Origin of the sequence: Bradyrhizobium sp. SZCCHNRI1029 (assembly GCF_032487555.1) — a bacterium.
In the GTDB taxonomy this organism is placed as follows: domain Bacteria; phylum Pseudomonadota; class Alphaproteobacteria; order Rhizobiales; family Xanthobacteraceae; genus Bradyrhizobium.
Genome location: NZ_JAUEUK010000017.1, coordinates 46,365 through 57,940 on the forward strand (window position 1 = coordinate 46,365; position 11,576 = coordinate 57,940).

The following is an 11,576-nucleotide window of genomic DNA, read 5'->3' on the forward strand; positions in this document are numbered from 1 at the left end:
TTGCGAGCACCTATTCGTCGGAGTTATGGGATTGAGCCGGATCCGCGCCGATCCTTTCAGTCGGTTTTGGCGCGGACCGTCGCGGTGTGGTGCCACTTGCCGGGCAGGCGAAGCTTTGACGAAACTCCGGCCAGCTGCTCGTACATCGCAATGAAGAGATTTGAGGCGATCACGACGGCAATTCCGGCCAGCTCGATGGGGACCGGCATCTCACGCCAGACGAGGAGACCGAGCAGAAAGGCAAAGACGAAGGTGGCGTATTCGAAGGGTGCAACGACGCTCGCCGGCGCCATCTGGTAGGCCTTGGTGAGCAGAATCTGGGCAGCGCCGCCCAGAACACCAATCGCGACGAGGATCGGCAAGTCAGTCACGCTCGGCCAGACTGCAGAGAACGGCAGTGTCGCTGCGCTCACCAATGTGCCCGAGAGCGAAAAGTAGAAAACAATGGCCATGCTCGTCTCGGTGTCCCGCATCTTGCGGATGGAGATCAATGCAAGGGCCGTAGCCACCGCACCGGCCAGCGCGAACAGGACTCCCGAGGAGAGCCCCCGGCCATCGGGATGGGCCATCAGCAGCACGCCGCCAAATCCGAAAACGACGGCAACGAGACGATGGAGGCGAATGCTCTCCCCGAGCAAGGGAATGGCAAACAGCGTAATGAACAACGGTGCTGCGTAGCCCAGCGCCGTCGCGGTCGCGAGCGGCAGCATCCCGACCGCCGTGAAGCTGAAGAAGAGGGAGCAAAGACCGGCAACGGAGCGGCGCAGATGAGCGCCCGGCCGCTCGGTGCGAAGCAGGCGATAACCTCCGAGACGCCGGACAAGCCAGAGAATCGGCAGTAGAGCGAAGAAACTCCGAACGAAGACGATCTGTCCCACGGGGTACTCGCCGCCCAGCTTCTTGATCAAGGCGAACATGACGGCGAGCACCGCTGCCGAGAGCACCTTATAGCCGATTGCCGGCAGGTGAGATGACACCGAGCTGTCTGGCACGCCCTGCCGGCTGCTGATGATCGTCATACAAGCCTCATGGTCGAGAAGCGGCCAAGATCTACGCGATACGGCGAAGCTCATCGTCCCAGGGCGCGAGCGGTGCGCTGAATGTCTCGATCACCTGTCCCTTGGAAGCCGCATCCAGTCCCAGCCTGCGCAGGTTTCGGCCGGTCTCCAGATAGTCCGTCTCGTTGACGATGGAGGCCAGATCGATGATCGACTTGATCGCGGTGGAATGGAGGCCGACCTTGACGCCGAGCTCGAACCAGGGAACCAGAACGTATGGAACGTCCTGCACAATAAACCTGTCACGCATGTGCGTCGGCGCCATCTTGGTCGTGTTGTGTTCGACCGTCTCTCTGGCGAACTCGCCGAAACTGGCGAAGGCCCTGTCGTAGTAGCTGTTCATGATCGCCACGACAGGCTGCGGCTTGAAGCCAAATTCCCTGGCGATCGCCATTCTCTCCTTGTCGACTTCGTCGATGACGCGGGCGACCGACGTCGACATGCCTTCACGATAGAAATAGAAGTCGCCCTTTCGCGTCTCGATCCATCCGGCGTTCATCAGCGCCGGCGTCGGATGAATCACTCCGGTAATGCAGGACATGCCGATCTCGAGAACATTGCTGCGCCACTGCAGCGGCATCGGGAAGATCGCGCCAATCTCATCGCGCAACGCTTCACTGACATCGACCGGCATCGCTGCGATCGGCATGATGCTCTTGATGCCCATCACCGTCACCTTGCCATCCTGCATTCTCGAGGCGTAGGGCGCCGTGGCGGTTTCGAGGATGTACCGCGCATTGATTTGTCTGCGCGCCATGAGAGCGAAGAAGTTGCCCGTGATCGAAATGACGACATGCTTGCTGAGGTCGAACTTTGCGAGTTCGCTCAGGACGGCCTCATGGCCATATGACGGGACCGTGATGATGATGAACTTGGAGAACCGGACGACGTCGGCCATGTCCGAGCTGACATCCGGATGGAAGCGGCCTTCGATCTTGAGGCCTGCTTCCAGATAGCCGTTGCGGTCGATTGTCTCCGCGTGCCGGCGATGCTCGGGATGCGCGTACAACAGTACGTTCGCTCCTCGACTGGCAAGATCGGCCGCGAACGCACATCCGCAATTCCCGGCACCAATGATCGAAACCGACGTCTGCATGTTGCTGCTCCATGACGCAACCTAACGTAGATTTAAGTATTCTTGGAGCAGCGCGATCCGGTCAACATAATAATCCTGTAAACATACGGAAGCATCTCGCTAACGTACGCGCCTCGGACACTAATAATGGGCTGGCGAGGAAACGCAAAGATGCGCGCATTGACTTGCCTTTGCGGTCAATAGATCGCCATTATCTTTGCACGACTGGCTCACGCGCGCGAAGGCGCCGTCCTCGCTCGGTCAAGGGCAACCGCCAGGATCATGCTTCGTCCAAAGCGAGCTCTGGGACGCACCAATTCATGCAGAGAGGTGCGAAGTCACAGCCTGCAGGGAATTCGTCTCGGCGTGGCGTCGAGCTCCAGGCTCACCGCGTATGCGACAGCTGTTGCAGGTTCTCGTTCGCCTCGACCATCCCTGGAGCAAGACTGAGATGATCTGGCCCCCCGAAGCTCCACCAGGTCGCAGCCATGGCACCATACTGGGCGAGCAATGCTGCTCGACAGTTACCAGGGGTCGATTGAAGAATAAGATCGCCCCGATAACCTGCGAGTCTCAGCTGATTGAGCGCGCCGGCGAGGTTGGTTCGCTGACGAGACGGCGAAGCGCGGTCGACGTGCAAATTCCAGTCCTTCAGGTGGACGTTCACGATCCGGCTGCCGCAAGCGGCAAGGGCCTCATGCGCATCAGCGCTCGTCGAAGCTCGACATCCAACCGTGTATGTGATGCCGAACCGGTCTGCCGGGTATGGTTCGATCAGCGATGCCAAGAGCGGCGGATCGAGATCAGACTCAAGGGAGAGGACGACGCCGCAAGCCTCGAGGAGCGGCGCAAGCCGATCCAGTCCGGATCGAAGTGCCGCCGCCTCGCGGGGGGAAAGCTGTTGCCCGCCGTTCGCGAGTGGCACCACAAGGAGCTTGATGCCGATCTCAGCACACGCCTCGATCACGGCACCGAGCAGATCGAGCCTCGCCCAATGCTCACGGCCGGTGACCTTGTAGAAGGGGGATTGCATCATGAAGTCGGCGGACAGCGATGGAATGCAGATGTCGCACTCGCGACTAAGCCGCCGCATCTGATCTCGTCCGGTGGTCGACATCACAGGATTCATCAGGATCGGCTCGTCACCGATCCTCCACTCGATCAATTCGAAGCCGACTTTTTGGGCAACCGAGAATTCCTCGCGCCAGCAATCCGTGAGAAAGCCTCGTCCTCTCTTGTCAGCCGGCTCCATGAGGTCACCCTGCACAAATCCGATGCGGCTGACCATCTGCGCCTCTCCGAAAATCATATCATGGATCCTTCGACTGGACGCGCCAAAGCTTGATGACTTGCGACCGGCTGCGGCACGGAGAGCCTGCACCGCAAAGATAGGGCGACCGACCACACACTGCCACTACCAACCCTGGTAGAGGTCCGCGGTCCGGAGCGCAAACTTCTCGTTCCGCAGCGACGACCGCCATCTGCGGAATTGCATCACCATTCACGGATCCGTACCCGTCCCAAGGTTGCCGACGGCAGCCGTACACGTCCAGCCCCCTATCCGGCTTGGTAGCTTCCGCGCGCGCCGGAAGCTGCTCTACTGCATCTGATGATGCAGACACATGATGGAGATGGGAATGGTGCACAAGGCAGTCCTAGCTGGCAGTGACGAGCCTGCCGAGGAGTTCTGCAGTGTCGCAAACTCAGCTAAAAATCAGGACAAGGGCCTTGCATTCGCGACCGGCTGGAAACCGGATTCGAGGGTCGACCAATCCGCGGCGGGATGCGACCAGATGTCTGCGCCGGCTTCTACAGCCCGCGACGAAGGCCGCTCCATCTCCGTGCCTTCGAGACCACGCGTCCTGCTGGTCGGCGACAAGGGATTCACGAGCCTGCTCAAATACATTCTCGAGAGCAACGGCTTCGACTGCATGCTGACTGATACCCTGACAGATGCGATCGCCTCCGCCACCGCCGCGCGCCCCGGCTTGATCGCCCTGGACGATGTATCGTGCGGGGATCGCGTAGCCTTCGCGCTCGAACAGTTGCACCGGGACCCTGCAACGCAGAATGTCCCGACGCTGATCATGGCAAGCGTATCGCCTCACCTCGAGGAGGCGTGCGTCCATGCGGATCGGACAAGCTATATATTGAAGCCGTTTCTTCCGGACATCTTCATCGACCGGCTGCGTGGTCTTCTGCGCGAATCGACTTGTTCCAGTCCCAAAGTGCTTCGATTTGCCGACATTGTCATGGAGTCCGACGCGCATCGCGTCTCCCGAGGAGCGCGCTGCATTCGCCTCTGCCCCGTCGAATATCGGATCTTGCAACAGCTCCTCGAATGCCCCCGAAAGGTCTTTTCTCGGGAGCAGATCCTATCCAGCATTCGAGCACATACTCAGGAGAACGCCGTTCGCTCGATCGATGTTCATATCAGCCGCATTCGCAAGGCTCTTTGTGAACGTGGCGAGCCGAACTATATCCGTACGGTGCGAGGATTGGGCTATTCGCTCGACTTCGCCCCGGACGGACCTGCCACCTACCTTCCCCGACCTGAGCCGGTCAGCAACGCGCGAATGCTGCACCGATCGGATCGGGTAAACACCGCTCGCCGCTGATCAGAGAGCGGCTCTCGCGCTAGCCTCCAGCGAAGCTTCCGCTCGGTCGACTTCAATCCAAGGAATTGAGCGACTGGATTACGATCACGGCACACTCGCCAATGAACTTCTTTGGCGGGGCTTCAAGTCATCGCGCTCCGATGCGCAGGCTCCCCCACGCGATCTCGCTAGTTTCCGGGAAGTAGCATGCCCGGAATCGGCCGTCTCCCGACGTCTCCAACTGCGGCTTTTCGACGGAACATAGACCTTCCGCTCGCGCGCAACGCGGATGAAAGCCACAGCCCGGAGGCGGATTGGCTGCAGAAGGAACCTCTCCCACGATCTGGATCAGAGGCCGGCGGGCCCTCGGATCCGGCACTGGATAACTGTCGCGCAGAAGCCTGGTGTAAGGATGCAACGGACGGTCAAGAACATCTGCCGTCGGCCCCTCTTCGATGATGCGCCCAAGATACATGACGGAGACTCGGTCGCAGAAATGGCGGACCACGCCGAGATCATGCGAAACGAACAAGAACGACAGGCCGCGGCGTTCGCGCAGCCCCTCCAGCAGTCGAAGAATTTGCGCCTGGACCGACACATCGAGAGCAGAAACGGCCTCGTCTGCGACGACGAGTTCGGGATCCAAGACCAGCGCCCGTGCAATGCCAATCCGTTGCCGCTGCCCGCCTGAGAACTCGTGCGGGTAGCGTTCCAGTGCTTCTCGCGGCAACCCGACCTCGAGCATGGCGGCTTCCGCCTTCTCGCGGATGTCCTTGGACGAGAGTCGCAGATGAACACGAAGGGGTTCTTCCAGAGTCTGCCGGATTGTTCGGCGCGGGTTCAGCGAAGAATACGGATCCTGAAACACGATCTGCATCCGGCGCCGCAACGCGCGCAAGGTGGCCCCCTTGGCGGCGCGGACATCGATGCCGTCGAATAAGATTGATCCGCTATCGGGCTCAATGAGCCGAAGGATGGTACGCGCGACCGTTGACTTGCCACAACCGGACTCGCCCACGAGGCCAAGGGAAGCCCCCTTTGGAATGCGGAAGGACACATCATCGACCGCCCGGACGCATCTGGCGCCTGAACCTCCGTGTCTCACGAAGGTCTTCGAAAGATGACGTACAACAAAGTCGCCGCTTCCCACGGATGTCGTCATCAATGCACTCCTCCGACCGGTCTGACGGGACAGCGCACCAAATGTCCGGGATCACCTGATGATACGAGTTCTGGGTGCAGTTCGGTACAGCTGCGGTCCTTGAACGGGCAGCGGGGCGCATAGGCGCAGCCTGCTGGAACAGCAGACAGGGCGGGAACGCTGCCGGGGATCGGCTCCAGACTCTCGCTGGCCCGGTCAGCTCGCGGCATGGCGCGCAGCAACGCCGCCGTATAGGGGTGCATGGGCTTTGCGAACAGCGCGTCGACAGTCGCAAGCTCGACAATCTCGCCCGCATACATCACGGCAACGCGGTCGGCGATCTGCGCAACCACGCCAAGATTGTGCGTGATGAACAGCATCGACATTCCGTAGGCCTGTTTGAGCTCTTCGAGTTGAGTCAGCACCTGCGCCTGGATCGTCACATCGAGTGCCGTCGTCGGCTCGTCGGCCAGAAGAACCCTCGGATGGCAGGCAAGTGCCATGGCAATCATGACGCGTTGGCGCATCCCCCCCGAAAATTGATGCGGATACTCATCTAGTCGGCTCTTCGGCGATGGAATCTTGACCTCCGCCAAGAGCCGAAGCGCCTCAGCCTTGGCCTCCATGCGCGACCCTCCGCGATGAATGAGGATCGCCTCCGCGATCTGGTCTCCCACGGTCATGGTCGGATTGAGACTGGTCATCGGCTCCTGGAAGATCATCGCAATCGAATTGCCCCGGATCGTGCTCATGTCCCGCTCGGACAAGGTCACCAGATCTTGACCCTCGAACAACACCTCTCCGCCTTGGATGCGAGCACCGGCATGCGGAAGCAGCCGTAGGATGGACAGGGCCGTGACGCTCTTGCCACTGCCCGACTCGCCCACGACCGCGAGCGTCTCGTTTGGCATCAGTGATACCGAGACGTTTCGTACTGCCGGGTACCAATGGCCGCCGATTCGGAATTCGGTCCGCAGATTGCGCAGGTCGAGAGCTGGCCTAGGAAACGATGTCATGCCTGCTATTCCCCCCGCAGCTTTGGATCGATGGCGTCTCGCAGAGCGTCTCCCAGGAGATTGAGGGCGAGCACGGTCAACAGGATCGCAAGGCTCGGGAAGACCGCGAGCCACCAGGCGTCGAGGATGTTGTCGAACCCTTCGCGGATCATGCTGCCCCAGGTCGGTGTCGGTGGCGGAACGCCTAGCCCGATGAAGCTCAGCGATGCTTCCGTGCGAATCGCGGAGGCCATCCATAGTGAACTCATCACCACGACATCCGAGATGAGATTGGGGAGAATATGAACCCCCATGATCCGGACGGGTCCGAACCCAAGCGCTCGGCCGGCGATCACGAAGTCCTGCTGCTTCAAGGCAATCGTTGGCGCCCGGGCAACTCGCGCAAACGGCGCGATCTCCGTGATTGCGATTGCAATGATCAGGTTCTGAAGGCTGGCGCCGAGCATCGCCGCAATCATGAGGCCGAGCAGGAGAGCTGGAAACGAGAGCATGACATCGAGCACTCCCATCACGAGCTGATCCAGCGCTCCTCCGACATAACCCGCAACGATTCCGATCGTGCAGCCGATTGTCATCGCAATCAGGATGGCGACGAAACCGACCATCAGTGAGATGCGGGCTCCATAGATCAGACGGGACAGGACATCTCGGCCGTAATTGTCCGTTCCGAACAGAAACTCCGCTGACGGCGGCTCGAGCCTGGCCACGATATTCTGCTCCAGCGGGTCATGAGGCGCGATCACCGGCGCGAGCACCGCCACGACGATGATGAGCGCGATGAGCAGCGCACCCAGCCAGAAGAGAGGATTTCTGGAGAAGGCCAGCCACAATCGACTGGGCTGCGATACTGCAACCGATGCAACCCCGACCGTCATTTGTATTTCACCCGCGGATCGATAAGCCCATAGGTAATGTCCGTCAGCGTATTCACGACGATGACGCAGATGGCAAAGATGATCATCAGCCCCTCGAGCAGCGTATAGTCGCGAGCGTTGAGTGCCCCGAAGATCAGCTTGCCGAGGCCGGGCCGGTTGAAGATGATCTCCGTGAGCACCGAATTTCCGATCAACGTACCGAAGTAGAGGCCAACAACGGTAACCACCGGAATGAGGCCATTGCGCAGAGCGTGTCGCATGACGAGGCGCGTGGGAGTCACTCCCTTCGCGCGCGCTGTGCGGATGTAATCCTCGCCAAGGACTCCCAGCATGGATGACCGCGTGACACGCACCACATAGGCCATCAGGATCAAGCCGAGATTCAGCGCAGGCAAGGCAAGGCTTCGTAACCGTTCGATCGGATCAGTGCTATCGGACGCGAGAACGGGGAACCATCCCAGCTGGATCGCGAATACGATGAGCAAAAGAATGCCTGACACAAACGCTGGGAACGATAGCCCGACCAACGAGACCAGCCGCGAGACGTAGTCGATCCAGCTGTTGCGGCCGAGCGCGGCGAGGATTCCGAGCGGCAGACCCAGGACGATTCCGATCACGATGGCCGCCAAGGTGAGTTGGATCGTGGAGGGCAACACCAGCAGGACCTCCTGCACGACAGTCCGGCCGCTGCTCAGCGATTGCCCGAGATTTCCGGTGAGCACCTCACCGAGAAAGTGAAGATATTGGACCTGGATCGGCTGATCGAGCCCGAGCCGGGCGCGCATCGCGCGAAGCGAGGCTTCGGTTGCCTGATCGCCAAGGATGACGGATGCCGCATCACCCGGAACGAGACGCACCAGCACGAAGATTGCTGTCAGCATCACCAGCAAGGTGGGGATGGCCAGCAGCAGCCGCTTGAAGGCAAAGCTGATCATTGGATCACCCAGCACATTCGCGAACAGAAACCAGAATGTTCGGACTGAACTCTTCTCTCCAGACAAGGAAAGTGCCTCACAACACCTCCTCCTTTTGATCGAGTGTGGCCAGCTCTCCAAGCGTCACGGGCTTGAGCGGGGGCCTGACGCGATAGAAGCCGACCTCCCTTGCGGGACAATCTTGGATTTCCGCGAGGATGCGGGTGACGCTATAACCGCATTGCCGCCCCTGGCAGGGGCCCATCCCTGCACGCGTGAAGGCCTTGATCTGGTTCGGGCCGGAGCCGCCGATCTGCGCCATCGCCCGGATCTCTCCTGCCGTGACCTCCTCGCAGCGGCATACGACGGTCTCATCGGACGGACTAAAAATCCTGCCGTGGGGTCTGAACATGGTGTCAAGAAAAGGCCGCAAGGCAAGTTCGCGAGCCAAACTCTTTTGAACGCGCAGCGCTTGCTTGAGCACGATCTGCTCGTCCGCATAGCCGAGCTTGACTGCCAGCCTGTGTGCTGCGAGCGCCCCACGAAATTGCGCGGCCTTCGCACCAGCAATGCCCGCGCCGTCCCCGGCAATGAAGATACCGGCTTTGGTCGTTTCACCCCATTGATCGAGAACCGGAACGTAGCAATCCTGCTCGTCACACCATTCAACCGCGCAGCCCAGCCCCAGCGGTGCATGGACGTTCGGCACGACACCTTCATGCACAAACAGATTATCCGCGGAAACGGTCTTCTCTTGTGCATCGGCCGTTCGATAGCTGATGGATTCGATCCGGTCCGATCCGTGCGCCACGAGGTCGATGACATGACGGACGACGGGCACACGCCGGTGTCGAAGGACGGCCGTCCACGCGAGCCCTTTGAGGAGCGCCCCACTGGCACGCAGGGCCTTCGGCAGATGCCGGAGCGCCGCCCAATGACTCCCGGCCGGTGTCGTGTCCAGATAGCCGGCGATCTGACCTCCGGCGTTGAGCAACTGAACGAGGTAGAGAAGCGGCAACGGGCCACAACCAGCGACCCAGACCGGCTTGGAGGGGATCTGCCCGGCGGTCTTCAACAGGACCTGAGCGGCACCCACCGTGAGGACTCCCGGCAGTGTCCAGCCTGGGAAGGGAGCAGGCCGCTCCTGGGCGCCGGTTGCGAGGATGATGGCGCGCGCCTCGATCGTCCTGGCCTTGCCATCATGGGTCACGAAGGCACGAAAACCAGGTTCGACCTGCCAAAGCTGTGTACGAGGCTCGTACCGCGCGCCACTGGCGCGGAATGCATCGGTCGCAGCCTTTCCGTCCTGATAAGTCCTTCCAAGGATGGCTCCCCTCGGGGTCGCCGCTTGGGTTTCGACCGAGCGCCAGATCTGCCCGCCAGGAGAACTTTGATCGTCCACAACCAGGACGTCAATTCCATAGCGGCGGGCTGTGATGGCCGCTGTCATGCCAGCAGGGCCAGCCCCTACGATGAGAAGATCGGTGGTGCTCATGACGGCAAGCACCGCTTACGCTGCTGGCGCTCAACCTTCATGCCCTCCTGAACCGGGGTCATGCAGGTCTGAACCGAGGCGATTCCATCCACCTGAGCGAGACAGTCGAAGCAGACGCCGATCATACAATAGGGAGCTCGCCCGCTCCCTTTGACCGGCGTGGGGCGTGACCAGACGACAGCCTGCCGGAGCAGCACAGCTGCCAGGCTTTCGCCCGGCTCCGCCGTGACAGGTTTGCCTTCGATATAGACCGTCACGGTCTCAACGGGCTCATGCAGCTTTCGGAACATCAAAGCGACTCTGATGAAAGATATCGAGCGAATCCGGCAACTGGCCGGCCGAGATGGCATCGGCCAAGACGGTGGAATGCAGAGCTGCAAGCGTGACGCCTGAATGGCACAACGCCACGAAGGCTCCCCGGTGCTTCTGGGACTGGGCGTAGACGGGACACCCGTCAGGGGTCATGATGCGCAACCCGGCCCACTGCCGAACCAATTTTGCCTCAGCAAGCCCCGGCACGATGCGAAGCGTCCGCCGACTGAGATCTGCCGCCGCGATCGCGGTCGCGGAGCTATCGAAACCGGTCTCCTCATGGGTAGCACCGATCATCACGGTGCCTTCCCGGGTCTGACGCAAGCCACTCGTCGGCAGAGGCAGAAATGGTTCAAGGCGCTCGGTCACCAGGATCTGCCCGCGTTGAGGCCGCAGCGGGATTTCAAGACCCACTTGCCGCGCCAGCGCCTGAGACCCGAGACCCGCAGCGATCAGCACGCGCGGCGCACTGACGGTCTCGTTTCCGAACGTCACCGTAAAGCCCGCCTCGCTGGGCACGATCTGCCGCACCGCAGCGTTTGGGCGCAGATCTCCACCCAGACGCAGGATTCCGGCATGAAGAGCCGCAAGGAGCTGAAGCGGATTGGCATGCCCGTCCCGCTGGCCGAAGCTGGCGCCGGCCACGTCAGGCCCCAATCGAACCTTCGGAAGCAGTTTGGCCAGTTCAGCGCGATCGAGCATCCGCCAATCCGCCTCCGCTCCGCCGAGCTGATTCTGCAGCCGCTGAAGGTCCAAGCGGCGCTTCTCGAACGCGTCATCTCCGAGGCAGAACGCCAAACCGCCATTCTGCTCATACTGAAGATCCAACGCGGCCAGATCAGTGAGTTCCGACGCAAAGTCGGACCACATGTCGACGCTACGGCGTGACAGCTGCTGATAGGCGGGCATGTTCTGGCCTTTGCCCTGTAGCCAAACAAGGCCGAAATTGGCCCGCGCCGCACGATGGTCGCGATCGTCACCGTCGAGCACGAGCACTCGGCGTTGTCTTCGCGCAAGCCCATAAGCGATCGCAGCACCGACCGTGCCCGCACCGATAACTATTATCTCAGGATGCATCAGATTTCCTCTTGCC

Annotated in this window: 11 protein-coding genes; 1 reads left to right on the forward strand and 10 read right to left on the reverse strand. The window is 60.9% G+C overall.

Annotated features, from left to right (window positions below; genetic code table 11):
* Positions 1-56: 56 nt before the first annotated feature.
* The 3 genes from QW861_RS32180 to QW861_RS32190 form a co-directional block, all read right to left on the reverse strand.
* Positions 57-1,019: a DMT family transporter gene (locus QW861_RS32180; protein WP_315754299.1), complete on the reverse strand. Its 963-nt coding sequence runs from the start codon at positions 1,017-1,019 to the stop codon at positions 57-59.
* Positions 1,020-1,050: 31 nt separating this feature from the next.
* Positions 1,051-2,154 (reverse strand): NAD/NADP-dependent octopine/nopaline dehydrogenase family protein, encoded by a 1,104-nt coding sequence (locus QW861_RS32185; RefSeq protein ID WP_316193967.1) that lies wholly within the window; start codon positions 2,152-2,154, stop codon positions 1,051-1,053.
* 364 nt (positions 2,155-2,518) lie between these two features.
* Positions 2,519-3,442 (reverse strand): sugar phosphate isomerase/epimerase, encoded by a 924-nt coding sequence (locus tag QW861_RS32190; RefSeq protein WP_316193968.1) that lies wholly within the window; start codon positions 3,440-3,442, stop codon positions 2,519-2,521.
* A 313-nt stretch (positions 3,443-3,755) separates the two neighbouring features.
* Between QW861_RS32190 and QW861_RS32195 the strand changes: the two genes are divergently transcribed.
* The gene (locus QW861_RS32195) at positions 3,756-4,751 is read left to right on the forward strand and encodes a response regulator transcription factor (protein WP_316193969.1); all 996 of its coding nucleotides are present in this window, start codon (positions 3,756-3,758) and stop codon (positions 4,749-4,751) included.
* Positions 4,752-4,878: 127 nt separating this feature from the next.
* Here QW861_RS32195 and QW861_RS32200 read toward each other — a convergent pair whose 3' ends face one another.
* The 7 genes from QW861_RS32200 to QW861_RS32230 form a co-directional block, all read right to left on the reverse strand.
* Positions 4,879-5,892 (reverse strand): oligopeptide/dipeptide ABC transporter ATP-binding protein, encoded by a 1,014-nt coding sequence (locus tag QW861_RS32200; RefSeq protein ID WP_315828478.1) that lies wholly within the window; start codon positions 5,890-5,892, stop codon positions 4,879-4,881.
* Complete coding sequence (locus QW861_RS32205; RefSeq protein ID WP_315716419.1) at positions 5,892-6,887, reverse strand: ABC transporter ATP-binding protein; 996 nt, start codon at positions 6,885-6,887, stop codon at positions 5,892-5,894. The genes QW861_RS32200 and QW861_RS32205 overlap by 1 nt, the downstream gene beginning before the upstream one ends.
* A 5-nt stretch (positions 6,888-6,892) precedes the next feature.
* The gene (locus tag QW861_RS32210) at positions 6,893-7,762 is read right to left on the reverse strand and encodes an ABC transporter permease (protein ID WP_316173080.1); all 870 of its coding nucleotides are present in this window, start codon (positions 7,760-7,762) and stop codon (positions 6,893-6,895) included.
* Complete coding sequence (locus QW861_RS32215; protein WP_315754288.1) at positions 7,759-8,697, reverse strand: ABC transporter permease; 939 nt, start codon at positions 8,695-8,697, stop codon at positions 7,759-7,761. The genes QW861_RS32210 and QW861_RS32215 overlap by 4 nt, the downstream gene beginning before the upstream one ends.
* Before the next feature lie 76 nt (positions 8,698-8,773).
* Positions 8,774-10,171 carry an FAD-dependent oxidoreductase gene (locus tag QW861_RS32220; protein WP_316173079.1) on the reverse strand — a complete coding sequence of 466 codons (1,398 nt, stop codon included), beginning with the start codon at positions 10,169-10,171 and terminating at the stop codon, positions 8,774-8,776.
* Positions 10,168-10,428 carry a (2Fe-2S)-binding protein gene (locus QW861_RS32225; protein WP_316173078.1) on the reverse strand — a complete coding sequence of 87 codons (261 nt, stop codon included), beginning with the start codon at positions 10,426-10,428 and terminating at the stop codon, positions 10,168-10,170. Before QW861_RS32225 ends, QW861_RS32220 begins: the two co-directional genes overlap by 4 nt.
* 13 nt (positions 10,429-10,441) lie before the next feature.
* Positions 10,442-11,560, reverse strand: a complete 1,119-nt coding sequence (locus QW861_RS32230; protein WP_316173083.1) for an FAD-dependent oxidoreductase — start codon at positions 11,558-11,560, stop codon at positions 10,442-10,444.
* Positions 11,561-11,576: the final 16 nt, after the last annotated feature.